The 26,664-nt window shown below is 43.8% G+C and carries 19 protein-coding genes; 8 read left to right on the plus strand and 11 right to left on the minus strand.

The window, feature by feature from the left end:
* The first annotated feature begins 36 nt into the window (after positions 1 to 36).
* Complete coding sequence (locus tag BJP34_RS11070; RefSeq protein WP_070392393.1) at positions 37 to 441, plus strand: hypothetical protein; 405 nt, start codon at positions 37 to 39, stop codon at positions 439 to 441.
* Here the strand turns inward: BJP34_RS11070 and BJP34_RS11075 are convergent.
* Both BJP34_RS11075 and BJP34_RS11080 read right to left on the minus strand, forming a co-directional pair.
* On the minus strand, positions 438 to 3,347 hold the full coding sequence (locus BJP34_RS11075; protein WP_070392394.1) for a CHAT domain-containing protein: 2,910 nt from the start codon (positions 3,345 to 3,347) through the stop codon (positions 438 to 440). The genes BJP34_RS11070 and BJP34_RS11075 overlap by 4 nt on opposite strands.
* Before the next feature lie 7 nt (positions 3,348 to 3,354).
* Positions 3,355 to 4,986, minus strand: coding sequence for a tetratricopeptide repeat protein (locus BJP34_RS11080; protein WP_070392395.1), 1,632 nt, complete (start codon positions 4,984 to 4,986; stop codon positions 3,355 to 3,357).
* Between the two features lie 342 nt (positions 4,987 to 5,328).
* Here BJP34_RS11080 and BJP34_RS42940 point away from each other — a divergent pair, with 342 nt between their 5' ends.
* Entirely contained in the window at positions 5,329 to 5,484 is a 156-nt protein-coding gene (locus BJP34_RS42940) for a hypothetical protein (protein ID WP_158517132.1), read from the plus strand.
* Between the two features lie 323 nt (positions 5,485 to 5,807).
* Here the strand turns inward: BJP34_RS42940 and BJP34_RS11090 are convergent, their stop codons facing one another.
* The 3 genes from BJP34_RS11090 to BJP34_RS45525 form a co-directional block, all read right to left on the minus strand.
* On the minus strand, positions 5,808 to 6,023 hold the full coding sequence (locus BJP34_RS11090; RefSeq protein WP_070392397.1) for a hypothetical protein: 216 nt from the start codon (positions 6,021 to 6,023) through the stop codon (positions 5,808 to 5,810).
* A gap of 824 nt (positions 6,024 to 6,847) precedes the next feature.
* On the minus strand, positions 6,848 to 7,588 hold the full coding sequence (locus tag BJP34_RS11100; RefSeq protein WP_070392399.1) for a calcium-binding protein: 741 nt from the start codon (positions 7,586 to 7,588) through the stop codon (positions 6,848 to 6,850).
* Between the two features lie 62 nt (positions 7,589 to 7,650).
* Positions 7,651 to 7,806, minus strand: coding sequence for a hypothetical protein (locus BJP34_RS45525; protein ID WP_168166503.1), 156 nt, complete (start codon positions 7,804 to 7,806; stop codon positions 7,651 to 7,653).
* 488 nt (positions 7,807 to 8,294) lie between these two features.
* On the opposite strand from BJP34_RS45525, the gene metH reads away from it, so the two are divergent.
* Positions 8,295 to 11,906, plus strand: coding sequence for a methionine synthase (metH, locus tag BJP34_RS11105; RefSeq protein WP_070392400.1), 3,612 nt, complete (start codon positions 8,295 to 8,297; stop codon positions 11,904 to 11,906).
* 196 nt (positions 11,907 to 12,102) lie between these two features.
* On the opposite strand, the gene BJP34_RS11110 is transcribed toward metH, so the two are convergent.
* Positions 12,103 to 12,831, minus strand: coding sequence for a DUF4437 domain-containing protein (locus BJP34_RS11110; protein WP_202972089.1), 729 nt, complete (start codon positions 12,829 to 12,831; stop codon positions 12,103 to 12,105).
* 509 nt (positions 12,832 to 13,340) lie between these two features.
* On the opposite strand from BJP34_RS11110, the gene BJP34_RS11115 reads away from it, so the two are divergent.
* The 3 genes from BJP34_RS11115 to BJP34_RS11125 all read left to right on the plus strand — a co-directional run bounded on the left by BJP34_RS11115 (position 13,341) and on the right by BJP34_RS11125 (position 15,729).
* Positions 13,341 to 13,625: a BrnT family toxin gene (locus BJP34_RS11115; RefSeq protein WP_070392402.1), complete on the plus strand. Its 285-nt coding sequence runs from the start codon at positions 13,341 to 13,343 to the stop codon at positions 13,623 to 13,625.
* A gap of 4 nt (positions 13,626 to 13,629) precedes the next feature.
* Complete coding sequence (locus BJP34_RS11120) at positions 13,630 to 13,839, plus strand: antitoxin (protein WP_070392403.1); 210 nt, start codon at positions 13,630 to 13,632, stop codon at positions 13,837 to 13,839.
* A 537-nt stretch (positions 13,840 to 14,376) separates the two neighbouring features.
* Positions 14,377 to 15,729, plus strand: a complete 1,353-nt coding sequence (locus tag BJP34_RS11125) for a flippase (protein WP_070392404.1) — start codon at positions 14,377 to 14,379, stop codon at positions 15,727 to 15,729.
* Here the strand turns inward: BJP34_RS11125 and BJP34_RS11130 are convergent, their stop codons facing one another.
* From BJP34_RS11130 to BJP34_RS11150, 5 genes are all read right to left on the minus strand, one after another.
* The gene (locus BJP34_RS11130; RefSeq protein WP_070392405.1) at positions 15,730 to 20,184 is read right to left on the minus strand and encodes a condensation domain-containing protein; all 4,455 of its coding nucleotides are present in this window, start codon (positions 20,182 to 20,184) and stop codon (positions 15,730 to 15,732) included.
* A 936-nt stretch (positions 20,185 to 21,120) separates the two neighbouring features.
* On the minus strand, positions 21,121 to 22,446 hold the full coding sequence (gene cbiE, locus BJP34_RS11135) for a precorrin-6y C5,15-methyltransferase (decarboxylating) subunit CbiE (RefSeq protein ID WP_070392406.1): 1,326 nt from the start codon (positions 22,444 to 22,446) through the stop codon (positions 21,121 to 21,123).
* Positions 22,443 to 22,814 carry a hypothetical protein gene (locus BJP34_RS45980; RefSeq protein ID WP_070392407.1) on the minus strand — a complete coding sequence of 124 codons (372 nt, stop codon included), beginning with the start codon at positions 22,812 to 22,814 and terminating at the stop codon, positions 22,443 to 22,445. The genes cbiE and BJP34_RS45980 overlap by 4 nt, the downstream gene beginning before the upstream one ends.
* A gap of 33 nt (positions 22,815 to 22,847) precedes the next feature.
* Complete coding sequence (locus tag BJP34_RS11145; protein WP_070392408.1) at positions 22,848 to 23,468, minus strand: cobalt-precorrin-8X methylmutase; 621 nt, start codon at positions 23,466 to 23,468, stop codon at positions 22,848 to 22,850.
* 55 nt (positions 23,469 to 23,523) lie between these two features.
* Positions 23,524 to 24,330 (minus strand): DUF1868 domain-containing protein, encoded by an 807-nt coding sequence (locus tag BJP34_RS11150; RefSeq protein ID WP_070392409.1) that lies wholly within the window; start codon positions 24,328 to 24,330, stop codon positions 23,524 to 23,526.
* 24 nt (positions 24,331 to 24,354) lie between these two features.
* On the opposite strand from BJP34_RS11150, the gene holA reads away from it, so the two are divergent.
* Together holA and BJP34_RS11160 are read left to right on the plus strand one after the other, a co-directional pair.
* Positions 24,355 to 25,347 (plus strand): DNA polymerase III subunit delta, encoded by a 993-nt coding sequence (gene holA, locus BJP34_RS11155; protein WP_070392410.1) that lies wholly within the window; start codon positions 24,355 to 24,357, stop codon positions 25,345 to 25,347.
* Positions 25,348 to 25,551: 204 nt separating this feature from the next.
* Positions 25,552 to 26,064, plus strand: a complete 513-nt coding sequence (locus BJP34_RS11160; RefSeq protein WP_070392411.1) for a DUF4168 domain-containing protein — start codon at positions 25,552 to 25,554, stop codon at positions 26,062 to 26,064.
* Positions 26,065 to 26,664: the final 600 nt, after the last annotated feature.

Consider the following 26,664-nt stretch of genomic DNA (forward strand, 5'->3'; position numbering starts at 1 on the left):
TGTTGTCAAAATCAGCAAGTTTACTGGAATAACTTGATGACTAAACTTACATCAGAAGAGATTTCAAACTTACGTTCTGAACTGGCCAATAATCCAGAAGCGCTAGAAGCTCTTGATGTAATCGAAGAGTGGGATGGTGATTTAGCTGATGCTGCTGAATCCTTAGCCACTCGCAATGGGATTGAAGGAGTAGAAAATAATGCTGACTTGCGTTGGTTTACTGAGATACTTCGGCAGTGTCATGGTCATATCTGTCAGCCAAAATATAAAAAATTTAGAGAAAACTACTTGCCTGCACTGATAGGAGTAGTAGCTGAGTTTTTGGCGGGATCACTGAAATTTAAACCTCTAGTAGCCGGACTAATTGCTACTCCAGTTGCTATCTATATTGAGAAAGAAGGGATGGAAAACTTCTGCAAATCCTACGATCCTAACGCCTAAGCGCCTATGGCGACGGAAGCAGCCCAATAATAGGGGTTAGCAAAAGGATAAGGTTGGCGGTCTGGTAGGTTAATGGCAGCATATAATAAGTCATTGAATTTGCGACGATTGCGCTTATTGTTTTCAAATATTTCAGCCATCAAACCTTGAAATTGTTGGCTTTCTTGGATTCTTGCTAAGGTTTTACTGTGCAGTGTTCGTAACCAGAATTGGGCGTTAACTAAGGCGGTTGAAACATCCCCATCTCCTAATGTTGGCAGTCGTTTGAGGTTTTTGTAGAATTTGATCACTAACAAAGCAGTGGCTAGAGGATCCACTGTCCAGAGGGTGCTGACAACGCTAGGGCTACCTGCATAGAGAAAACCACTAGGCAAACCAATATATTCATCTAAACCACTAGGTAAGCTAGTATCTTCTTCTTCGTTACTTGAAAGGGTCATCCCAGTTTCGCAGGCAGAAAAGACGACAATACGACATTGATTGAGGTCAAATTTAAAAATTTTATACAAGGTTAGGTCTGCATCTGCTAGAAGTAGGGCTGATTCTAGGGGAGATTTAGGCTCGAACTTGCCATGACAAGAAAAGTGGACACAGTGAGCAGAGCGGAGTTGCTTGATATTTTGATTTAGTTTGGCTTCTGTTGCGTCTGCTTCAGCAAGAACTATACTGTGGTTTGGGTCAAAGTATTGTCGGATTTTCTCAACTTCTAGTTTCGAGCCAGGCAAGGGTTTTGCTTCAGATCTAGTTGGGTTTTGGATAGCAAATAGATGATTGAAATTAGGGCGATGTTGTTCTTTTGTTAGTTTTAGTAACTGGCTACTAGGGGCATAACTTACCCCTCTTTCAAAGCGGTCGATAAGTAAATTACCCTGTGATAACGGTAAAGCATGGAGGGGAAACAGATGCAGGAAACGATGGGGCACTAGAATTAAGCGATCGCATTTACCCCCTTGTTTCTCAAATATTCCATCAATCTCAGAAATAATGTTATCAATATCTAATATTGTAGCGAGTTTCTCCAGGCGAGAGGATAGAGTTTTTATCCATGGGTCTTTGTTGTCGCGGTAGGCATTGGTATAGTCTTTATCCCACTTTTCCAACCTTTCCAGCTTTTCAGTAGAGGATGACACAACTATGGGTTGCTGATTGTGACTGGTGACAATAAAGGTAAGAATATTATCCCTGGTAACATACCACTCAATCATAGCGGTGCCTGGATCAATCAGGCTCTGAATATCCCTAAAGGGAATAGTTTCCACGGTTTGAGTTAGACTGAAACTGGAGTCATAGTTATCATTGATTTGCTTTAGTACCTGATCTAGCTGCTGTCGCGACTGCTGTAATTCTTGCTGTAGTTGTTTCCGTGACTCCTCTAAAGATTGTCGTTGCTGTTGTTGTTTGTCATCGCTATTTCCTGATAGTTTCTCAAAAACTACTTGTAACTGTTTTTCCAATGATGGAATGTTTCGACGCAGTTGATCTAACTCAGTGATTATCCCTTGGGGAACGTTACCTTTAGGATAAAGGTCGCGGTTGGTGAGCAGTTGCACTAGGTCCCGGGCTTTGCTGCGTTCGACTGTTTCGATGGCTTTATCGTTCTGTTCTATATTGATATAGGCTTGCACTAGTTTGTGATAAACGTCAATTGCCATTGACATAATCTCTTGGCGACTTTGATCGGTGCTTGCCGAACTGCGACTGATTTCGACTGCTGTGATTCCTTGTTCGTAGGCATTGATGGCGGGTTGCCAGTTACCTTGGGTGAAGTGGAGGTTGCCTAAGTTGCGGGAAGTTCGGAGACAGTTAATCGGATCGGCTTCCAGGGTGTAAACTTCTAATGCTAGTTGGTATGCAGCAATCGCTTTTTTCAGATTTTTAGCCCTCTTGCCACTGATTCTTGTACTGTAGGCAAGGCCCAGGTTGTTTTGAGTCATTGCCCACTCAATAGGGAAGTCTTGTTTGGTGTAAACTGACAAGCCTAGTTGGTATGCAGCAATCGCTTTTTTCAGATTCTTAGCCCTCTTGCCACTGATTCTGTCACAGTAGGTATTGCCCAGGTTGCTTTGAATCCCTGCCCAATTGATGCGGAAGTCTTGTTTGGTGTAAACTGATAAGGCTAGTTTGAATGCAACAATCGCTTTTTCGACATTCAATGCCTTGTCATCGCGGATTCTGGAAAGGTAGGCATTGCCCAGGTTGTTTTGAGTGGTAGCCCAATCGATGCGGAAGTTTTGTTTGGTGCGAATGGACAAAGCTAGTTTGAATGCTTCAATAGCAAGTTCTAGATTCAATGCCCTGTCGCCACGGATTCTTTCACGGTAGGCAACACCCAGGTTGTTTTGAGTGATTGCCCACTGGATGGGGAAGTTTTGTTTGGTGTGAACTGACAAGGCTAAGTGGTTTGCTTCAATGGCTTTTTCCAGATTCAATGGCCTGTCGTCATGAATTCTGTAAAGGTAGGCATTGCCCAGGTTGGTTTGAGTTGATGCCCAATCTTGGGGTAAGTCTTCTTTGGTGCGAACTGACAAGGCTTGTTGGAATGCTTCAATAGCAAGTTCTAGATTCAATGCCCTGTCGCCACGGATTCTGTAAAGGTAGGCATTGCCCAGGTTGTTTTGAGTCGTTGCCCAATCTTGGGGTAAGTCTGATTTGGTGCGAACTGACAATGCTAGTTGGAATGCTTCAATAGCAAGTTCTAGATTCAATGCCCTGTCGCCACGGATTCTTCCACGGTAGGCAGCACCCAGGTTGGTTTGAGTTGATGCCCAATCAATGGGGAAGTCTTTTTTGGTATAAACTGACAAGGCTAGTTGGTATGCTTCAATAGCAAGTTCTAGATCTGAGGGGGTAACATGAGCCCTGAAAAGCTTATTATATAAGGCTTTGAGGCCGGTTATCTTAGCCAAGATAAACTCACAAATTGACCCTACTTTGATGTAATGGCAAGCTCAAACCCTGATAACTACGTCCAAGGTCAGTCCAAAACACCATGTATCTTTTTGTAACATATCGGCTGAACGTATTACCCAGTAAGGATTTCAGCTTGCATGTCACCCCCTCAGGTTCTAGATTCAATGCCCTGTTGTCGCGGATTCTGTTTCTGTAGGCTTCCCCCAGGTTGTTTTGAGTCTGTGCCCACTCGTAAGGAAAGTCTGATTTGGTGCGAACTGACAAAGCTAATTGGTATGCTTCAATAGCAAGTTCTAGATTCAATGCCCTATTGTCGTGGATTCCGTCACTGTAGGCTGTGCCCAGGTTGTTTTGAGTTGTTGCCCACTCGTAGGGGAAGTCTTCTTTGGTGTAAACTGACAAAGCTCGTTGGTATGCTTCAATGGCCAGTTCGAGATTCAATGCCCTGTCACCACGGATTCTGTCACTGTAGGCATTGCCCAGGTTGTTTTGAGTCTCTGCCCAATCTTGGGGGAAGTCTTTTTTGGTGCGAACCGACAAGGCTAGTTGGTACGCGGCAATAGCTTGTTCTAGATTCTCAGCTATGTTATCGCGGATTCTGTTTCTGTAGGCTTCCCCCAGGTTGTTTTGAGTCATTGCCCAATCGATGGGGAAGTCTTCTTGGGTCCAAACTGACAAAGCTAGTTGGTATGCTTCAATTGCTTTTTCCAGATTCAATGCCCTATTGTCGTGGATTCTGTAAAGGTAGGCATTGCCCAGGTTGTTTTGAGTCGTTGCCCACTCGTCGGGGAAGTCTTCTTGGGTCCAAACTGACAAAGCTAGTTGGTATGCTTCAATTGCTTTTTCCAGATTCAATGCCCTATTGTCGTGGATTCTGTAAAGGTAGGCAGCACCCAGGTTAGTTTGAGTTATTCCCCACTGGATGGGGAAGTCTGATTTGGTGTAAACGCACAAAGCTCGTTGGTATTGGGCAATGGCTTTTTCGAGATTCAATGCCCTATCGTGGCGGATTCTCTCACAGTAGGAATTGCCCAAGTTGTAGTGAATCGCTGCCCAACTTTCTGGATTACTTTCACTGGTAAAAACTGTTAGCACCACTTCGCAACCAGCTATGGCGATTTCGATGTTATTGGCTTTATTACCCAGAGGAAAATCCTTGATCAGGTTGCTGAATTCTCCAATAACTTTAGCGATGTATTCTGCTGTTTCTGGTTTCGCTTCTGAGAATTTAACACTTGTCCACCTTTGCAGGATATCGATAAAGTTATCATCGAGTTTGTCTAGGTTTGCTTCCAAAAGTGGGTACACGACTTTGGGGTCACCATTGCTGTTACCAGTTGCTTGCAATATCTGTTTAAATAATTTCAGATAGTCTTGGGATGAAGCATTAGCTGAAGTAGGATTTTCTGAGATTCCCAGAATTTTTAAAAGCTCACTCCTGAGACTGAGTAAAAAGTCAGCGCTATCTTGCTTACCATTTGCTGCTAGTTGTTCTGCTACTTGTGGGATTAGCTGCAATAACTCTGTATCCACTAACTCGCGGTTGCTCTCAAGAATTTGGACTAGCTCACCGCTGGAACAATTTAGCAGTTGGTTGATCAGGTTGACGTATGCTTGTAGTCTTTGTTCGTCCATTTTACCTTACCCCTACTCCCTACTTCCTGATCCTAGTCAGTAGTTCACCGAATTGATAATTTCTATCACTATAGCGCTTTCTAGAAAGCTGACCGCTGACCGCTGACTGCTGATAGCTCAAATTAACAACAAAAAAAATTCAGTCAAGTTCTGGTTAAACCCAAGTCTTGACCGAATTCTAAAGTGTAAACAAAAATGAGTACACTTTAGGTCAACTCAATGAAATCAATTCTGATGAGTGACAGCTCCCACACTGAACTCAAAGAGTCAGTGTGGGCTTCCCAGCCAATCCAGCTATTGCTTAGGAGGCGCTGGGCTTTAAGAACGGACTGCCCTCTCTTGATGCAGTCGCTCATGGGGGAAACCCCCAAGACCGCGCTGCATCGCTGCCGCTCTGTTTTTTTGGTCTTTTGTTTAATAATGTTTGACCAACTTTCCAGCATTTTCGGCTTTGAAAGTCAGTATTCCGAGTATAACACATCGATTGGTCTTTTGTGAAAGACTCTGTGCAAAATTCATCCCACACTCATGCTGCGCATGTTCGTTGTGGGGCTTCTTTTGCCGGAAGCTAAAAACATTCCACCAGAGTTAGTCAGCAATTGCTCGAAAGCAACCACATTCTAACCTCCGATTTATGCTATTCCATACTACTTTATCCCGCTTCATAAAACAACCTTGAATCTTGATGGTGGCCAGGGCCTAAAAGCCCTGTCTTGATGCAGTCGCTCATGGGGGAAACCAACGGCAGTCGCTCATGGGGGGAACCCCCAAGACCGCGCTGCCTCCCCAAGACCGCGCTGCATCGCTGGCAAATTCCTATCCTAGTCTAGGTAAAAATATCGCACCAAAGTGGTCATCACCTCACCAGGCTTTTCGGTGGGCTCGGGAGTGCTCCACTCATAGGGGTATGCATACTTCAGGGAATACAGGGCATTAATTGTATGGCGAACCTGTTCAGGAGTACCCATCAACAAGAGCTTGAATTTCTTAGGTTTGCGACCTTGGTTATCCGGGGTGGGGGGAATGTTTTCAGTCATCAGAATCTTTTCTCTTAAGTGCTTATATTATTAATATATAAATAAATTAATTTATTGCCAAGGGGTTGGAAATTTTTTTTATTACGAAATATGGCCAATAGGAGAGTGTTGAAAGTGTAGGGATTGTGGTAAGAAGTAAGAGGGAATAGTTTTAAAAAAAGCTGATGATTTTCTGGTGTTTTTATCATCAGCTTTTGGGTTATAGTGTTTCTATAATTTATGAGGTCAAAGTCCCCCTTGATAAGGGGGATTTAGGGGGATCCCTTTCTAGGATTTATGAGGTCAAAGTCCCCCTTGATAAGGGGGATTTAGGGGGATCCCTTTCTAGGATTTATGAGGTCAAAGTCCCCCTTGATAAGGGGGATTTAGGGGGATCCCTTTCTAGGATTTATGAGGTCAAAGTCCCCCTTGATAAGGGGGATTTAGGGGGATCCCTTTGTACCTCATGGCATAGATAATTGCTATATTTGGTTTATAATGTAAACTATAAGCTATCATCATTCAGCCTAATCTTGATAGCTTACTTAATTGGAGTTATTATTGGTAATAAAAAAAACAGCTTCCTGTCTTTGATGACAACAAAAGACAGAAAGCTGAAATAGCGATAGCATTTTTAGTTGAAATGTAAACAAGAGAACAGGGAAAAGTTGAGGGCATCATAGGATGGGATGAATGCGATTGGCTTAGGTTAGGTTACGGGATTGACCTAAGGCCACGTTACGCGATCGCATTGCTTACTTGAGGCGATCCCATCGTTCGATACCCGATTACCACTCAAAATCTCTCCATCTCCCCATCTCCCCACACTCTCTTCTGGAGGGGAATCATGAAATAGTGGTGATTGCCCGACCAATATTAATTTGCAGGCCATCTAAGGATTCTTGGCTTTGGATAATACCAATCAGTTGCTCAGAACCGTTACCATCAAAACCGTCAGCATCAAAGAAGATTCCTAGACCAGAAACGCCATTAAGAAGCTCAACATCTTCTAATGTATACTCTATCGCTCCTTTGAGCTGGATAACATCTTTACCCGGTTCAAAGTCAGTAATCAAAGCGTAGCTTGGAGGGGGTTCTGTGGGAGGGGGCGCAATGATGAATCGAACTTGACTATCATCATAATAAACTGTAAAGGGATCTCCGAGAACGAAGGTATCTTTGCCTGCACCACCAATGAGAGTATCTCTCTCTAACTGACCAGGTTGTTCGTCAAAGATATCCACACCAACTAAGGTATCATCGCCACTGCCACCGTTGAGGGCATCTCTGCCAAAGCTACCCATTAACTTATCGTTGCCACTGCCCCCAAACAGTCTGTCATTGCCAGTATCGCCATCAAGACTATCATCGCCCTGGTTTCCAAACAGCAAATCATCATCTCCGCCACCGTTGAGGGAATCGTGACCTAGTCCGCCCAAGAGTACGTCCTGATCACCCCCTCCATTTAGGGTATCATCACCGCTTCTACCGAAGAGAAAGTCTTTGCCATCAAAACCATTGATCTCATCGTCAAACCGAGTACCAACGAGAGTATTATTCCCCTCATCACCGTTGATAACTGCCATGTTATTTCTCCTTGTTTTTTTCCCAATAGGGAATCAAGCCTTCTATAGTTATTACAGACGATTTATCTCAAGTTGTATTGCCACATTGGCTGAAATTTAGAGTCTAGGGTGAATGGGTTAATCAGGGAATAGGGAGTAGGGAGTAGGGAGTAGGGAGTAGGGAGTAGGGAGTAGGGAGTAGGGAGTAGGGAATAGGGAATAGGGAATAGGGAAAACATCCTATGTACCTCATAAGTATTAGAACTCCTATAGTGCTGATTTGGATAGTTTGAGAATATACTAATAACTAATTTATTTTTTTTTTATCACTATTATCGATTCTATTTTTGAGTTTACAATAAATTGCCAATATAACTATGCTTTAAGCGGTTAAAAAAAACTTAATTAACCACGTTACACACTATTCAAAAAATAATAACAAATTATTGATTGGATACCAATAGTTTATCAAACCTTGGCTTAACTATTGTTTTAAACCTTTAAAAAAAACAATTTTATTAACTTTAAACTGTAAAAAAATAACCAATTATAGTCTCGCTTCAACCTATTTTTGTCTAATCTTTAAATTATACCAAAAATTAAATAAAATAATTTGGGTGATTTTTGATAAACTAATTATAAGAGCCAACATAAATGAAGCCAATTCCGTAAACTGTCAACGGTTAACACACCACTGAAGTCAATAAATAGCAACTGAATCGAATCTATGAATAGCCCTTTTCTCAATCACCTCCATAGCCCAAAGCGCCCGGTTATCGTATTTGATGGGGCAACTGGAACCTCTCTCCAAACCCAAAACCTCACTGCTGAAGACTTTGGTGGACCTGAGTACGAGGGATGTAATGAGTACCTAGTCCATACTAAACCAGAAGCAGTGGAAAAGGTGCATCGGGGCTTCCTGGAGGTGGGAGCAGATGTGATTGAAACCGATACCTTTGGCGGTACCTCGATTGTACTGGCAGAATATGATCTAGCTGACCAAGCCTATTACCTCAATAAAGCTGCTGCGGAACTAGGGAAACGGATGGCAGCGGAATACTCCACTCCAGAAAAACCTAGGTTTGTGGCAGGGTCGATGGGTCCTGGTACTAAACTCCCTACCCTGGGACATATTGATTTTGATACCTTGAAGAACGCCTATGTGGAACAAGCCTTAGGGTTGTATGATGGCGGTTCTGATTTGCTGATCGTGGAAACCTGTCAGGATGTGCTGCAAATTAAGGCAGCCCTGAATGCCATAGAAGAGGTATTTGAAAAAAAAGGGGCAAGACTGCCACTGATGGTATCGATCACTATGGAAGTGATGGGTACTATGCTGGTAGGGTCAGAAATTAATGCGGCGCTAACGATTCTAGAGCCTTACCCGATTGATATCCTTGGTCTTAACTGTGCCACTGGGCCAGAGCAAATGAAGGAACATATCAAATACTTGTCTGAATGTTCCCCATTTGTGGTTTCTTGTATCCCTAATGCTGGATTACCGGAAAATGTCGGAGGGCATGCTCACTACAGGCTTACTCCCATGGAACTGCGGATGGCACTGATGCATTTTGTAGAGGATTTGGGAGTACAAATTATTGGTGGCTGTTGCGGTACTAGGCCAGCTCATATTGAACAGTTAGCAGAATTTGCCAAAACCCTGACCCCGAAGGAGCGACATCCTAAGCATGAACCGTCAGCAGCATCGATTTACAGCTCCCAGCCTTATGAGCAAGATAATTCTTTCCTAATTGTTGGTGAACGGCTCAATGCTAGTGGTTCTAAAAAGTGCCGCACTATGCTAAATGCAGAAGATTGGGATGGATTGGTATCTTTGGCTAAATCCCAAATTAGGGAAGGGGCTAACGTCCTAGATGTTAACGTGGACTATGTGGGACGGGATGGAGTGCGGGATATGAACGAATTGGCCTCCCGTTTAGTCACAAATTCTACCTTACCCCTGATGCTGGACTCCACGGAATGGGAAAAGATGGAGGCTGGCTTAAAGGTAGTTGGGGGTAAGTGTATCCTGAACTCCACTAACTACGAAGATGGGGAACCTAGGTTCTATAAGGTACTGGAGTTAGCTAAAATTTATGGCGCAGGAGTGGTAATTGGTACTATCGATGAAGATGGTATGGCGCGGACAGCGGATAAGAAGTTTGAAATTGCTAAACGTGCTTATAACGATGCGATCGCATATGGTATCCCAGCTCATGAACTCTTCTTTGATACGCTAGCGTTACCAATTTCCACAGGAATTGAGGAAGACCGGGAAAACGGCAAAGGGACAATCGAATCCATTCGTCGGATTCGGGAAGAATTGCCTGGGTGTCATGTTATCCTGGGTGTTTCTAATATTTCCTTCGGACTAAACCCAGCAGCTCGAATTGTGCTTAATTCCATGTTCTTGCACGAAGCAATGCAAGCGGGGATGGATGCAGCAATTGTCAGTGCTAGTAAGATTTTACCCTTAGCCAAGATTGAGCCAGAGCATCAAGAGGTTTGTCGAAAACTGATTTATGATCAGCGGGAGTTTGATGGGGATGTGTGTACCTATGACCCCTTGGCCGAGCTGACTACCCTGTTTGAAGGCAAAACTACAAAACGCGATCGCTCCCAGGATGAAAACCTATCGGTAGAAGAGCGGCTCAAGCGTCATATTATTGATGGGGAACGGATTGGTTTAGAAGAACAACTGGAGAAAGCCCGAGAAAAATATCCTCCCCTGGAGATTATCAATACCTTTTTGCTCGACGGTATGAAAGTGGTAGGAGAACTATTTGGTTCTGGGCAAATGCAGCTGCCGTTTGTATTACAATCTGCTCAAACCATGAAGGCAGCAGTGGCTTATTTAGAGCCATATATGGAAAAATCTGAAGCAGGTAAGAATGCTAAAGGTACCTTCATAATTGCTACGGTGAAAGGAGATGTTCACGATATTGGCAAGAATTTAGTCGATATCATCTTGTCCAACAATGGCTACGAAGTGATAAACTTGGGGATTAAACAGCCAGTGGACAATATTATTGATGCTTATGAAAAGCACAATGCTGACTGTATTGCCATGAGTGGACTACTGGTGAAGTCTACCGCTTTTATGAAGGATAATCTGGCAACCTTTAATGAGCGGGGAATTACGGTACCAGTTATTCTAGGGGGTGCTGCCCTAACACCAAAGTTTGTCCATAAGGACTGCCAGAATACCTACAAAGGTCAGGTGGTTTATGGTAAAGATGCCTTTTCTGACCTCCATTTCATGGATAAGTTAATGCCAGCAAAATCAGCTGGTAACTGGGATGATATCAAAGGCTTTATCGATGAGGTAGAGAATGGTGTAGCCGTTGACACCTTACCCATTGACAAGTTGCAACAGAATGGTTCAGCGGTTGACAAGTTGCAGGAGAATGGTTCAAAAGACAACTCTCAACCAGCAACTCCCCCTTCAACTCCCCTAGATACTAATCGTTCGGAAGGGGTAACCTTGGATCTTGAGCGTCCAACACCGCCATTCTGGGGAACCAAGATACTCCAGCCAGAAGATATTTCCTTCGAGGAAGTCTTTTGGTATCTGGATTTGCAGGCGTTGATTGCTGGACAATGGCAGTTTCGGAAGCCAAAGGACCAGTCGAGGGAAGAGTATAATCAGTTTTTGAAGGAAAAGGTTGACCCAATTCTGGCGAAATGGAAGGAAAAAACTCTTGCTGAGAACTTGTTACATCCCCAGGTGGTGTATGGATATTTTCCCTGTTTAGCTGAGGGGAATTCCTTGATAATTTATGATCCCCAAGGGATGAATCCCGAAGGCGCTAAAGACTCGAAGGAATTGCAAGAGGTGGCACGATTTGAGTTTCCTCGGCAACGGTCTGGTAAGCGTTTGTGTATAGCGGATTTCTTTTTACCGAAGGAGTTTGCAGAAGCCGGTCAATTCGATGTGTTCCCAATGCAGGCGGTAACTGTAGGGGATATTGCCACAGAGTACGCTAAGAAATTATTTGATGGTGATCAATATACCGATTATTTGTATTACCACGGATTGGCGGTACAAATGGCTGAAGCCTTGGCAGAGTGGAGTCATGCTCGGATTCGTCGGGAGTTAGGGTTCGCAGATCGAGAACCCGATAGCATTCGGGATGTGTTGGCTCAGCGCTATCAAGGTTCACGGTATAGTTTTGGCTATCCCGCTTGTCCAAATCTCCAGGATCAGTACAAGCAGTTGGATTTGTTGGAATGCGATCGCATCAAGTTATATATGGATGAGAGTGAGCAGTTGTACCCAGAGCAATCTACGACAGCAATTGTAGCTTATCACCCAATCGCTAGATATTTTACTGCTTGATCGGTCAGCTTTTTGAGAATTGACTCTTGTTCCCCCCAAAGTTGGGGGGCTAGGGGGGCAAAATTCAGTTGAGCTAGCAAGATTTCAGTTAATTAATACTGGAATCTTGCACCATTGTTATTAATCTTAGGGTGGGCAGTGTTTATCAAGGTGTTTGTCCAGCTTGGTGAATTGGTTGTATCAATCACTGCCCACCCTAAATGACCTCGAACTTGCCATCCGTGCGTATATAGATGATGCTCTCCTCTCCCGTTTTAGACGAGACCTGATGCTCCGACTCTCCCTTCGAGCTGAAATAACTGCCCGGCACCAAGGTCTTGACGTCGGTCTCACTCGGCACTTGGTACTGTGCTTGACCTTGGATTACTACAGCACGAAAGGTTGAGCCGTGGCTAAGTATCTTTCCAGTAAATTTAGCCGGTAGCTTGACAAGGGTTCCGTTCAACTGATCGTCCTGAGGGTTGCCCCAAAGAAAGGCTAGCTTTGGTCCATTGGCAGAGGCTGGCATTCTGGGCTGATCGATCCAAACGATGTTCGATGCGTCCACATTAATCGGCTTCTCTTCGCTATGAAACGCCTTCTCTGCAGGAAGGACTCCAAATGAATCCTCAACCTCTATGTACGCTAGACTGTTATTACCCTTGGCAGCGGTAATATGCACACCTCCGGCTGGCTGCGTCCAGAAAGAACTCCCAGGCATATAAATTTCCTCCGCATTAGGATGACCGTTGTGAATGAGGCCACTAATGACCACTCCTCGGTAGGCGATATTGTGAATATGAGGTGGTGACTTGAAGCCGTCTGCTGGCTTAAGAAGAAAGCCTGCTGCTCCAGGGCCAGTACGATCGCCCCAAAGAGTACCAGCCTGCGGGCTCTTGTCACCGCGAGCGGGGTTGAGTTGCTCCCATTTGACTTCGGAGGTCAAGACAACCTTGGGGCTTGGTTCGGCTGCTGATTTCGGAGTGATACTTTCGGATGGAACCAGCGAGCTAGTGCAGGCAGCAATTACGAGGCTTGTAAGTGCTAGTGCTAGAAACCTTCTCATATTAATACTCCTTTACGTGGGGTATTGAGAGATTTAACAACTCTAATAATACCTGTTGTGAAAGTAGTAGTGACTATAGCAGCAACTCCAGCAGTAGTGACAACAGTGATTTCAGTAGCAGTAATGATTGGTATTTAAATTGAATCAACCTGATTTGATAAGCTCACATCTCGATAGCTTTCCATAAGCATTATCAGTAATTATAGGGTCAAGTATTGGCTTTCGTAATGGTGCCTATTGATGATAACCTTATGGTATAATTATAGTATCATTTTATATTTTTGATTTGTCTCCCAGACAACTGTATTATTTTTTGGCAAATTTTGCTCAATTTCTTTCACTCTATGCTTTTTATCCCTCTTGTCACCCCTTAAGCTTAAAATATAAACATGAATCAATTAGTTTTTGAGTGGGATAACGAAAAGAATCGAATCAATAAAAAAAAGCATGGTGTTTCATTTGAAGAAGCAAAATCGGTTTTTTATGATGAGAAGGCAATCCAGTTTTGGGACGAAGATCATTCTGAGATAGAAGACCGATTTTTACTCCTAGGCATAAGCTCGAAAATGCGAATCTTACTGATTATTCATTGTTACCGAGAGCAGGAATCAGTAATCAGAATCATTTCAGCCCGCAAAGCCACCAAAAATGAAAGTAAACACTATCGAGGATAAAACCATGAAACCAGAATATGACCTTGCCAATATGAAAAGCCGCCCCAATCCTTATGCCAATAAATTAAAGCAACCAGTAACTTTGCCTTTGAGGATTGATGTAATAGAATATTTTGAAGCCAAGGCGCAAGAAAAAGGAATTTCTTACCAAGAATTAATCAATTTATACCTTCAGGATTGTGTTGTCAGTAAACGAGAACTATCGTTTGAGTAGTTCGATTGCTGAGCTTGTAGAGTGGGAACCCTCAGCTTAAAAAGGCTGCCAAATTTTCTCGGCTCATAAATTAACATATAAACTTGATAATATTCCCATTCTCTTGTCACTTTTATGGTAAGCATTCAGTCATCAGCTAATGGGCGTAGCCCATTAGCTTAAAGGTAAGCATTCAGCTATCAGTTATCAGTTATCAGCTATCACCTATCACCTATCAGCGATTAGCGCACCCGTGCGCGTTCAGCTTTCAGTTTATGTGCTACTTGAGGTGCTTTTGAATAAAATAAGCTGACGGCTGACGGCTGACGGCTGAATGCTTACGCTTAAAGCTTTTGTATCTGGGTTGTAAACATACGAATTACTGAAAAAGGCATCCATGCAAGAGTGGAAAGAGATCCTCAGTATTATTGTCCAATAAAAAAAGACCATACAGGTTTACATTTCAAATAAAAATGCTATATAACTGTCTTATGTTTTTGCAATTTATCAGGCTTGTAGCTGGGTTTTAACCCCGTTTCTTTGATTTCAATAAAATTTATGACTCAAACCGTATCTTCCACTACCGACGAAAATCTTAACTTAGGTATTCTGGCTAAAGAAGCTGGAATAGCTCTGATCATAAAATTTGCAGGTATTCTTCTGACTTATGTAGTGCAGGTATTCCTGGCGCGATGGATGGGTACCACTGAGTATGGCATTTATGAATATGTGATTGCTTGGTCTATCCTCTTAGCAATTCCCGCAGGATTGGGTTTACCCCATACCGTTTTGCGCTTTGTCTCCGAGTACCAGGTCAAAGAAGAATGGGGACTGTTGCGAGGTATCGTGCGCAGTAGCTGGTTGATTACTATTCTCGCTAGTCTTTTGCTTAGCTTGCTAGCTGCTGGTGTAATTTTACTGCTGAATTATTACCACCCCTTTGCTTATGCCACTCCTTTATTAATAGGTATCGGTCTGATACCACTACAAGCCCTGGTAAATTTGCAATTGGAAACTTCCAGAGCTGCCAAGGATGTTACTTTAGCCTACGCGCCATCACAAATAATTTGGCCGGTTTTGGTAGTCTGTGGCGCATTTCTGTTCATACAGACAAGTCATGACCTCACCGGAATTTCTACGATCGCGATCGCTGAAATCGCCTTCCTAGCTGCCCTGTTATTCCAGTTTGGATTGTTATTGTTTAAGTTAAATGAAGAATTTGAACCCAGCAAGCCGGTCTATGCCATTCGAGAGTGGTTGGGTGTCGCTTTTATTTTGTTATTACAGCAGAGTTTTTTGAAAATTCTTGGTAAAATCGACACGATTATGGTTGGCTCAATATTGGGAGCAAAGGAAGCAGGGATGTACGGTGCGGCCGTGAATACGGCTCAATGGGTTAGTGTTGTGCTGAGCATTATCAATATAGTCGCCGCTTCCAGTTTCGCAGCCCTTTACGCTAAAAACAATATCGAGGGTCTGCAAAAGGTGGTTTCTGCAGTTGCCCTGTGGATTTTCTGGCCTTCTATGGCTATTTCCTTATTGCTCACGGTCTTCAGTCAACCCATTTTAGGAATATTTGGCTCAGAATTTATCGCAGCGAGTTTGCAACTCAAAATTTTGGTTTTAGGCAATTTAGTAAGTGCTTTATGTGGTTCTGTCGGCTATTTGATGGTGATGACGGGTCATCAAAATAAATCTTTACCCGTTTTTATTTATGCGACTATTCTCAATATCGTGTTAAATGCGATCGCTATTCCCCTCATCGGTGGAGTAGGGGCAGCTATAGCTACAGCTTTCTCTAAAGCGCTGTGGAATATTTGGCTCAGTTTTTTAGTGGTGAAATATGTAGGAGTAAGTCCCCTAGTTTTCAGGGGACTTTTTCAACGGGGTTCAAAATCGGAGGGAATCTAGTTACTCCACTCGATCAAGCATTACTCGTAATTGAGAAAGGGGCTTTTGGGGCTCCTTTACTACAGTTTCCAGAAGAAAGTGGTATTTTCTGGCGATGCGAGCAACTGTCGTGCCGTCCAAGATATCGGTAATGTACCTGAAGTCAGCGCTATAACCTCCGTCTTTAGCCAACATCCGCAAATGTAGGTTTCTGACTACAGCTTTCTTTTTCATCCCGATAAATGAGACTTCCATTTCAGGTAGTTCCAGTTGTTCGGAGTTGGTTGCATTAATCACATTGAAACCTACGGAGGTAGGATATTTGAATTGCTTGCCTTGGGCTTTCCAGATATCCACGAGTTGAAGAAAAGGCAAACTATTATGGGCGTAACCATTACGGACAGTTTGCTGTATGCGATCAAGTAATTCGGCAAAAGTAGGATCGCCTTTTAAATCCAAACGCAGGGGTAGGATATTGCCAAAAGGACCAATTAAGGATTGGGCTTCTTTCCTCAGGCGATTGACGAAGATGGAATCAATGGCAAAGTCTTCTTGGTTAGCAACACTGCCAAGAACTACTCCGTAGGCTGACAATAAAGTAACGTATAAAACTACCCCGGCTTTCTTACTGATGTTTTCCAAGCTACTCTTCAAGTCGGCACTAATCTTTAACGGTTCGGAGCCTTGGCGAAATGTGGGGTTGGCTGGAAGGGGCCGATCGGTCGGTAACTCCAAAAGTTCCGCTCCCGCCAGGGTTTTTCGCCAGTAGTTGAGGCACTTGTCCAAGGTCCCTGCCTGCAGCCATTGCTGATACCACTGGGCATAGTCGGTAAATGTCATGGCCAGTGGTGGCAAGGGTGAGGGCTGTCCAGAAGCAAAGGCCGAGTAGAGAGCGTTTAATTCATGGATGAATAAGCCCCAAGACGAAGCATCAGTGGTCGCGTGGTTGATGCAGGGCATGAGAATATGGGAGGTTTCGCTCAAACGCAGGATATTAACCCGCAGCATCGGACCGTTGACTAAGTCGAACTGACGCAGGGAACATTCTTCGAGATAGTTCCGGATTACCTGGGACTCTTCGTTTTCTGGTATATTGGGGCAGTCTACTACTTCAAAAGCTGGCTCCATTTCTGGGCGTACCACCTGTACCACAGAACCATCTACTTTTTCCAAAGTGGTGTGGAGGGGAGTGTGACGGCGGGCAATTTCTTTAATCGCTTCCTGCAAGACCTTGAGGTTTAATGGGCCTTCAATGCGCCAAATGCGCCAAGTGTTGTTGTAAAGTCCCTCTGGATGTGCACGCCACCACATGTATTCTTGTTCGACGGTAAGGGGTAAGGAATTGCTGAGGGAATTCTCCGAGGGGCGATCGTAACCCAAAGACTCTGCTACCTTCCAAGTTTCTGGGCTCAAAAAGTCTACCTTATATTCTTCCTTCCAGCGCTCAGCAACTTTGGCATTAATCCCTTTGTAAGTGTGGAATTTAGGATCTCCCATCATCCTGGATACAGCGTGAACCCCATCAGTCATGCGCTGCTTCTTTTCCTTATAAGGTTGGAGCATATCGGGATGGAAATCTATCCCGATAAATTCACATAACTGATCAACAGTAGTTTCGGGTTGCTGCACTAAGTCTTCATATTTAAGCTGATGCTGACGGGAACTGGGTATATTCTTGAGGAACTCTAATATATTTTGGTGACTTATCAACCACATCAATTCTCCTTTTTGCTCCACTGAGAACTGGTTTTCTTCCATGGCCACCAACAAATCTAACCTGGCCTCTTTCATTGAACGAATTGTGGCCAGGGGATGGCGCTGGAGGTGGATATAAAGGGGATTTTCAAACTCTTCCTCCGCACGTTGCAGAACTTCTGGGTTAAACACATAAGGTGGAGTCTTATCAGCTATGATTTGACCTGGCAGCCACTCCTGCATCAAAGAGAAAAACTCCTTGGTACTCAAGTTTTGTTCCTCTAACTCCTCCATAATCTGCTGTGCTTGTTCCCCATCACAGTTTTTGATTTCCATGATAGCGCGAATTACCCCTTCTCCCAGGAAATTATTGCGCCCAGAAAAAGCAGCTTTGCGTTCGGCAAGAGTATTAAACGAAAGCAGATACAACTCTGGTGGTGCGAAAAGTTGTGGGTGTCCGGCCATAATCACCCTTAATAAAGTAGAACCAGAGCGTCCGGTACAGAGGATGAAAATAGCTTGTTTATTTTTCTTACCAGACGTATCGGATTGAACAGATTCCCCACAAAGGTGATGCAGTAGATATTGCCGCATCTGACCAATTTGCTTGGTGTTCAGTTTCTCTACTAATGTATTACTTGTCTTACTGACAACTTTACCTTCTGTTTCCTCAGCTAGCTCCGAATAATTTTCTTCAAGATATTCAGCTAATGTAGCAATTGTTGGCGCGTCAAACAGGGCAACTGGGTGCAGAATTTTGTTCAGTTCGTCTTGTAGCTTGTTCACCATGGCCATTGCCACGATCGAATTCCCCCCCAGTTCAAAGAAGTTATCTTCAATACCGACCGTTGGAATTCCCAGCACATCCTGCCAAATCGAAGCCAGTTGATGTTCTAATTTGTTGCGGGGGGCAATCTTTTCCTGACTCGATCGAGCATTTTGATCACCCAACTGTTTCAGAATTTGGGTAAATTCTCCGGCTTCAAAACCCTTACTCAATTTTAAGCGTTGGATTTTTCCGATAGCGGTTTTCGGAATCACCTCCCGAGGAACGGGAATCAAGTAATCTGGATTGACCCCGATTTTGGAAATCACCTGCTTTCGAATCGTCTGCAACAGCGGCAGTATTTCTTCATCTTTTTGAGTCGTCAAATGGAAGAAAATCGCTAGTTTTTCTGTTGAGCCACCTCCATCTCGAACCGCACAAGCTGCGGTATAGGAAACTTCGACCCCTTCTACTTCTTCGACTACGGTTTCAATTTCCTGACTGTAGTAATTTGCGCCATTGATAATAATGGTCTCTTTGGCTCGACCGGTCAAAACCAAGTGTCCGTTGGTGATGAAACCTAAATCTCCAGTATCAAACCAACCATTTTCTAGAAAAGATTCCCGATTCGCTTCAGGATTTTTATCGTAACCTGGAGAAACTGCATCGCCACATACTTGCAAGTGACCTATAGTATCTTCGGGCAAAATCGACTTTTCTTCATCGACAATCCGAATCGTTACTCCTGGGATAACTGGCCCTAGATCTGCGAAAATGCTGCTGTTGGGATGTTCTGCCCCGACTCGTTTAATGGTTCCTTTTAAAGAGTCTTTATCTACCCGATGGAACTTTAAAGGAGCCTCTGGTGTGGGCTGATAATAGGTTATCCCCGAACCCAACTCTGCCATCCCAAAAGCGGGGCGAATGGCAGTTTTACTCAAACCATAGGCTGCCATATTCTCCATAAATTCCTCTACGGCTTGGGAAGAAACAGCTTCCCCTGCTGTGAGTAAGAATTGCACGCAAGACAAATCCCAGGTTTGATTTGGTTCTCGTTCCAGCAAGTCATTAACCAGAGAATAGGCAAAGTTAGGTGCCCAGCTATAGTTGACTCTGTATTTATCAATTAAATCCAACCAGTTGAGAGGGCGACCTAAAATATATTCCTTTGCTGCGTAAACTTGTTTGCAGCCCAATTCGATACAACGGATATGCCAGTCGCAGATGCTGCCGATGTGGTCAAAAGGCAGCCAATTCAGGATTACATCTTCTGGTTGATGCTGATTGAGAATATTGGCTCCCCTGGAGCGAGAGATGAGATTGCGGTGGGTCATTCTCACGCATTTGGGGATTCCCGTACTGCCAGAGGTGAGATTAAAAAATGCCGTTTCCTCTGGCTGACTGGGGTAATAGGATTTATCTGGGGCGTTGTGCCTTAAGGTTTCAATGCAGCTTACTTTTTGCTCAGAGCCTGATAAAAAGGACTGGATTTTTTCTGGCAGTTCTTTGTTAGTAATGATGAAAGGTTTGTCTAAAAATTCCCAAATCTGACGCAGCTTCTTAGCGATTGGGTTAGATTCTACGTAAGTAATAGGTGCTTCCATAATTGTCGGCACAAACCCCCCGAGAATACATCCCCAGAAAGCCGGTATGATGTCCCAACTTTTTTCTAATTGTAAAATTACTTTGTCTTGAGGGGTTAATCCTTGCTTTCTTAAACCCGCTAGGATTTTCTTAGCTTCTTCTAATAATTCTGCATAGGATTGGACTATTTCCGAGCCATCTCCCTGGAGATATACAATGCTTTCTCCGACGATTTGCTCTGCTGATCTTTCTAAAACTTGGGGTAGGGTAGTAGGAGCATCCGGGTCAGATGGTAATGGCCCCCCATCTGTTAGAGCCTGGGGCTTCCATTGCTCTTCTAGTTTCTGGGCTAACTGCTCATCTATAGCCGGAATAGTTGTTAAAGCTTCCTGATTCACGTCTGAAGAGTCTTTTTTTTGATTAGTTAACATATTCTTATTCTTTGAATTGATTTGTCTTTACAACCCTGAGATCCCACTTTCTGAGATTATTGCGGTTTCTTTGTTTCCAAAGCTGGCGTTGCTTAATAATAGAAGGATTAAAGGAGTTTTGTAGAACGGAAATCTTGGTGGAATGGGCATCTTGCCCATTATCAATATTTCCGGGGCGGCAGGATGGCCACCCTACTCCTATTGATTCGAAGATTCAGCAACCCCAAAAGAACACTCTAATCAGGCATTTGATGATCGATAATTATTCGATATCTCTAACAAAATGGTATTGCTCCTGTTCAGTTTAATTGCTCCCACCTAATCGTTTTCCAAAGCTACCACACTTTAGGTACTACTGTAGGTTTTGACAGTGTAGTATTTTTTGCGAGTACTATAATACCACTTTTTTGTGCATTTGTGAAAAGCCAGTTGATCTGCCGATTTTGGAAAGCTCCCGCCTCCTGTTCATGTATTTTGCCAAGTACAATATATATACCAAACTCAATAGGCATTTTGTCAAGTACAATCTATACAAAATAAATTCTATGGGATTACTCTGGATATTCAAGATGTTTGGTCTAATACATACCCAATACCTAAAAGCAGAACAAGAGCTGCCCGTATAGGATACTACAAATTCTTTAACTCCACCCAATGACAACTCTGTCTATATTTTGTGTTTCCTTAAGGTAAAGCACTTTTAACTTTACTTTAAGTGTGATTGTGCTTAGGATATCAAAGTCAACCCATTTCAAGTTGTATTAAAAGTTACATATAGCGTTTTTATTTGAGTTGTGAACAGAGTCGCAAAGGCCAAGAGGCAATAGGCAACAGTAGGAATAATATCAGCTAATGACACGGCAACTTGTGGGGATATGGGGAGATTGGCAGATAGGGTATCAGAATTCAGCACTTACGAACTCACCACTCTCAAACTCAGCACTTCCAAGCCGTCACAATAGTGATCGGATTAAGAGGATTAAACCGAGTTAGTTTGCCCACAGGTACCGACTTTGATAACTGCACCTGTAACCATTGATAATTCCAGTGATCCCCCCTAACCCCCCGCGCGGAAGGGGGGAAGGAATTTGCTCTAATCCCGCGCTCGGAGGGGGGGAAACGTTTAGATTCAAACCAACTATAAGCTGTATTACTACGCTCAACTGTTGCTAACGCTAACACTAAAATACCATCGAGGTCTAAGCGAGTATCACAATAATCCAAAATTGAGTGTAAATTACCCCCACTACCGCCAATAAAAATTCGATTTGGTGTTGGTAAATCTTTCAAAATATCCGGTGCTGAACCATGAATTGAGGTAACGTTAGTAACGCCCAAACGTTGACAATTTTGCTCAATCAAAGTACTCCCCATTGCTGTTTTTTCAATAGCATACACCTGAGAGGTGTTCGATAAACGAGCAATTTCAATGGAAACTGAACCTGTTCCTGCACCAATATCCCAAACTGTTTGCCCTGGTTTGAGTGCTAACTCTCCTAGTAACAGCAGCCTGATTTCTCGCTTGGTCATTAAACCAGGGCGATCGCTAAAACTAGTAAATGTCTGATCTGGTAATCCCAGTATCGGTAAGGAGTCTGGATCTAGGGATTGGTCAACGGACTCACCCTGACGTAGTAATACCACCACATTCAGGGGCGCAAAGGTCTGGTTCAATACTGCTTCTACATCAAGACATTGCACCCGTTCATCCATACCTCCCAAATTTTCACATACCCAGAACTGGTAGCAACTGGGTAAATCTAGCGCTAGCAATAATTTAGCGATCGCTTCAGGTGTATTGGTGCCATCCGTGAGCACTGCAATCTTCTCCACCCCCTGCTTCAAGGCTGGGATTAGTTGTTCCATAGAACGGCCATGAGCACTGATTACCTTAGCATCTTGCCAAGGCACCTTAATCCGACTGAAGGCCAACTGAATTGCACTGACATGGGGATGAAACCTCAGGCATGAGGGGGGAAGTTGGCTTAGGAGCAATCGTCCTAAGCCAAAAAACAATGGATCACCACTGACCAACACTACGATTAGGGTATCGTCATCAGTACTATCGAGCTGGTTACGAATTAATTCAATAGCGTCAGTAAAATTCCCCAATACCACTTGTGACCCTGGGTGGTTGGGAAAATAACCTAAATGGCGCTGACTTCCAACCAATAGCGTCGCTCGTTCTACGAGCTGCTTGACTTGATCAGTTAAGCTAGGTGCTCCGTCTAAACCAATCCCCACTACATGGATCGAGGTCATGGTTTTGCTGCTATTGGAAAGGGAATAGGGAACAGGGAACAGGGAGTAGGGAGTAGGGGGAATAGGCAATGGGCAACAGGCAAGAGGCAAGAGGCAAAAGGCAATGTTTTGCTGCTATTGCAAAGGGAACAGGGAACAGGGAGTAGGGGGAATAGGCAATAGGCAACAGGCAATAATAGGGAATAGGCAAAGGGCAATAATAGAGAATAGGGAAGATCAAAGCCAAGTTTTACAAAGCTTTTAGCAACGACCGCGAAGACACCAAGGACGGGAATAATAGACAAAAGGGGTTTAATGGAAATTTGCTGATGTCTTTTTATATTACCTTCTGGTAAGGAGTTAGGCTGGTCATGTACGAGATTTTTCAAGCCCCCGGCTTTAGAGGTAAGCTTTGCTGATCTTTAGGATTCCTGACTCTCCCAAGCCAATACCATCAATCCATTCAAAATAGCTGCAGCCACTGGAGACCCTCCTTTAGCTCCCTCAACCCGAATCTGAGGGATGGATATCTTGGCCAAAGCAGCTTTCGACTCCAGCACTGACACAAACCCAACCGTTGCGCCAATGACCAAAGCTGGTTTGACCTGAGAGTGGGGCAACTGCTCACATAAAGCCAACAATGCCGTAGGGGCATTACCAATTACAAAAATAGCCCCCGGAAACTGCTCAAAACATCGGAGTAAACCAGTTTCCGTGCGCGTCTTTCCTGGCAGAGCTACTGGTGCCTGGTCTACTGCTGCAATCAGGGGATTACCAAAGGTTTTTGCCACCATACTAGCTATCCCCTGTTTGACCATTCCTACATCTGTAACAATTGGTATTCCCTGCCGCAGTGCAGAAATACCAGATGCGATCGCATTTTCACTAAACCGAAGCAGCTGGGCAAATTCAAAATCAGCTGTACTATGGATTACCCTGCGCACAATAGCATACTCAGCTCGATTAAACTGATGCTCCCCAATATGTTGGTCAATAATTGCAAAACTTTGCTCCATAATCGGATGCATTGACAATGCTTTCATCCTATACCCCAAGCCATACTCTGCTCCAACTCAAACACTAAGCACGCGAAAGCACTCAAAACTCCAAAACTGGCCATTCCGGTTCCCGCAAGAAGCGCATCATATCGTCAAACTTCCTTAATTGAGCCTCCCTAATCGATAGTACACTCCCTTCCGCTTCTAAGGCTTGGCCACTTAACTCGGATAGGATATTGCTAATGCGATCGCTATCCAACTCCTGGGGAATATCTCCGAAATATCCTAGAGTGATGTGAGCCGTAAAATGGTATTGCTGTTCAATACCTAGAGCCATTAAATCAGAATTTTGATAAATACACCGGCGCAGCTGGGAAATGCGATTGTATGCCTGTTCATCCTGGGGTGCTAGACATACACCAATCGCCCTGGGCATCACCATTAAGCCCAATAGCTGCCAGCTAATAGGATTACCACCATTTGCTAAAGAGGTTTCCTGGCTGATACTGACAGACTTGTCAAAACTTGTCTGTATCGACTTAAGCAGTTGAGTTTCAAACTGTGGATTTTCAGCCGTGGCATCTCGGTAGGCATTTTCCCAAATCAAGTCAGCCAAGGTTAAATGAAAACTATCCGGGGGTATCGGTACCATTAAACCCGGGTCTAGTTGCATAAGAAGCTCTTTTTGGAGCTGCTGCATGTTATTATAGAATGCTGAATTATTCGTCTCTTCCTCCCACGGTGGTGTGATTACAGTGTAACCAGGAAAAGGGGCAGGGTCTCTGCTGCCATTAGGGAGACGTTTAAACTTGGGTGACTCTTGGATATTGAGTAACTGCGATTGATAAGTTGCGGTTAGGGTCAGCCGTGTGACCCGATTTAGATAACTTTGATATGTATCGTCCAATTTTGCCCCCTTACGTGTTCTGATATGGGAATTTACCTCTATTGGGGAAAGGATGACTTTGCCATGGCTCAAGCCCTCGACAAGCTGCGTCAATCCCTAGTTGACCCCAACTGGGCTAGTTTTAACTATGACAAAATTTCCCCAGACCAACCAGATGCCGTAATTCAAGCCTTGAATCAAGTAATGACTCCTCCGTTTGGCATGGGTGGACGTCTAGTGTGGTTAGTCGATACAACCCTGTGCCAGCAATGTTCGGACAATTTACTGGCAGAATTAGAGCGTACTATACCAGTCATTCCTAAACACTCCGTTTTGTTACTAACTACCCCCCATCGACCAGATCCACGACTCAAGTCCACGAAACTACTGCAACAGTACGCCGAGATTCGGGAGTTTGCTCTGATTCCCCCCTGGAAAACCCAGCAGCTAGTGCATCGGGTCAAGTCCTACTCCGTTGAATTTGGAGTCAAACTAACCAATAGTGCGGCTGTTCTCTTAGCCGAATCCGTTAGCAATGACACCCGGCAGTTATTCAACGAACTGGAAAAATTACGACTCTACGCGCTGTATGACAACCAACCCTTACAAGAGAGCACCGTTGCCACCCTGGTAGTGGCTAATACTCAAAATACCTTGCAACTGGCAGAGGCGATTCGGGCAGGGGATCGGGCAAAAGCCTTAGAGTTGTTAGCTGCCTTGATCAACCACAATGAACCTCCTTTAAAGATTGTCGCTACCTTAATTACTCAGTTTCGTACCTGGTTGTGGGTGAAGTTGCTGGTGAGTGAGGGCCAGACCGATCCAAATGCGATCGCTAACACCGCCAATATCAATAACCCCAAACGAGTTTACTTCCTCAAACAAGACGTGGAGTTCCTTTCCCCCAAGCAACTCATCTCCACTCTGCGGGTGTTGCTGGAGTTAGACCTCAACCTCAAAACCGGAGCAGACCCCCTTTCCACATTACAAACTAAGGTTATACAACTTTGTGAAATCTTTAACAGATCAAGAGTTTAGACCAGTCAGTGGCTTCACCCAGGCTAGCTAAAACGATTGAAGGTTAAATTTTTTTTATACTCATGCTTGATATTTATCCTGTCTGCACTTCCCAATCCCCAGAATATCTTGCCTTCTGAGGAACTTACCACCCATAAATTAATTCACATTAAACTAGCCCTTAGTGGTTTTGGTTATTGTTTGTTTTGCTCCTAATCTATCATCATGCTCACTGCTAACTCTCTAAAACTTAGCTTGACCCAACTTTTCTCCCAATCTCTCCTTGTCGGAGGACTTACTGCTATTAGTTTGCTATCTGGATTTATCCCTGAGCTTTCTGAAGACTCTTATACCCTTGTTATTACAACTTCAGCCTATGCTCAAGATGTCACCTCTGACATTAGTCCTAATGACGTCACTCAATATGCTGAAGTTCTATTACAAATAGAGCCTATTCGCGCATCTGCCTATGAAAAAATCACCACAATCCTAGGAGAGCAACCAGAAATTTTCTGCGATGACTCCGAAAGCATCAGTAAGCTCCCCTCGACCGCCCAAGAGATTGCTAAAGATTACTGCCAACAGTCAGAGGGAATTGTCTCTAAGTATTTTCCCGAAGGAGGAAATAAACGCTTCAACGAAATTACTATTGAGATGCAAGATAATCAAAATTTACGGGAACAGATTCAAGGTGAATTAGTGCGTCTTCAACAAGCAAAATTTGACGCTAGCTTTTAGCTATATATAGCTAAAAGAATCAGCAACTTATTCCCTTGAAGCATAACGTCAACCATACTTCAACCATAATTATATGTTTTTAGGAAAAGCGTGGGGTGTGGGGTGTGGGGTGTGGGGTGTGGGGTGTGGGGAGATCGGGAGATGGGGAGATCGGGAGATGGGGAGATGGGGGAGATTTTGATTAAGGGTAATTATCCTGACATGATGTCAGAAGAGGGAAGTCGGAAGTGGGAAACAATCCTGTGTACCTCATAAGTGTGTAAAACGCTATAGTTCCAAAAAAGGGCTCTTCCGTACTGAGTATGTTAATTTGTCATAAACTTGAGATAGTATTTAGCCTAAAAACTAAATTTTTGAAATTTTAAAGCTTTACCAAATAAGGGTTGTAGTGGATTTAAATTAACAATTGTTGCTAACAGTGACCGAAGATTCCATGCATCGCTATTCCCTGATCCGAAGTTCCCGATTCCCGATTCCCGATTCCCGATTCCCCATTTCCGATTCCCGATTCCCGATTCCCTAAAATCCACAACTTGTGTACCTGACCGATTTGAGAAATGGTATAGTTAGCATCACAGGAACCATAGCTAGCCACTAGGA

Origin of the sequence: Moorena producens PAL-8-15-08-1 (assembly GCF_001767235.1) — a bacterium.
Classification (GTDB): domain Bacteria; phylum Cyanobacteriota; class Cyanobacteriia; order Cyanobacteriales; family Coleofasciculaceae; genus Moorena; species Moorena producens_A.

Excerpts from the sequence above, each read along its gene's own strand:
- BJP34_RS11070 (WP_070392393.1), top strand. The coding sequence starts at position 37 with ATGACTAAACTTACATCAGAAGAGATTTCAAACTTACGTTCTGAACTG.
- BJP34_RS11080 (WP_070392395.1), bottom strand. The coding sequence starts at position 4,986 with ATGGACGAACAAAGACTACAAGCATACGTCAACCTGATCAACCAACTG.
- BJP34_RS42940 (WP_158517132.1), top strand. The coding sequence starts at position 5,329 with ATGCAGTCGCTCATGGGGGAAACCCCCAAGACCGCGCTGCATCGCTGC.
- BJP34_RS11090 (WP_070392397.1), bottom strand. The coding sequence starts at position 6,023 with ATGACTGAAAACATTCCCCCCACCCCGGATAACCAAGGTCGCAAACCT.
- BJP34_RS11100 (WP_070392399.1), bottom strand. The coding sequence starts at position 7,588 with ATGGCAGTTATCAACGGTGATGAGGGGAATAATACTCTCGTTGGTACT.
- BJP34_RS45525 (WP_168166503.1), bottom strand. The coding sequence starts at position 7,806 with ATGTTTTCCCTATTCCCTATTCCCTATTCCCTACTCCCTACTCCCTAC.
- metH (WP_070392400.1), top strand. The coding sequence starts at position 8,295 with ATGAATAGCCCTTTTCTCAATCACCTCCATAGCCCAAAGCGCCCGGTT.
- BJP34_RS11115 (WP_070392402.1), top strand. The coding sequence starts at position 13,341 with ATGAATCAATTAGTTTTTGAGTGGGATAACGAAAAGAATCGAATCAAT.
- BJP34_RS11120 (WP_070392403.1), top strand. The coding sequence starts at position 13,630 with ATGAAACCAGAATATGACCTTGCCAATATGAAAAGCCGCCCCAATCCT.
- BJP34_RS11125 (WP_070392404.1), top strand. The coding sequence starts at position 14,377 with ATGACTCAAACCGTATCTTCCACTACCGACGAAAATCTTAACTTAGGT.
- BJP34_RS11130 (WP_070392405.1), bottom strand. The coding sequence starts at position 20,184 with ATGTTAACTAATCAAAAAAAAGACTCTTCAGACGTGAATCAGGAAGCT.
- cbiE (WP_070392406.1), bottom strand. The coding sequence starts at position 22,446 with ATGACCTCGATCCATGTAGTGGGGATTGGTTTAGACGGAGCACCTAGC.
- BJP34_RS11145 (WP_070392408.1), bottom strand. The coding sequence starts at position 23,468 with ATGAAAGCATTGTCAATGCATCCGATTATGGAGCAAAGTTTTGCAATT.
- holA (WP_070392410.1), top strand. The coding sequence starts at position 24,355 with ATGGGAATTTACCTCTATTGGGGAAAGGATGACTTTGCCATGGCTCAA.
- BJP34_RS11160 (WP_070392411.1), top strand. The coding sequence starts at position 25,552 with ATGCTCACTGCTAACTCTCTAAAACTTAGCTTGACCCAACTTTTCTCC.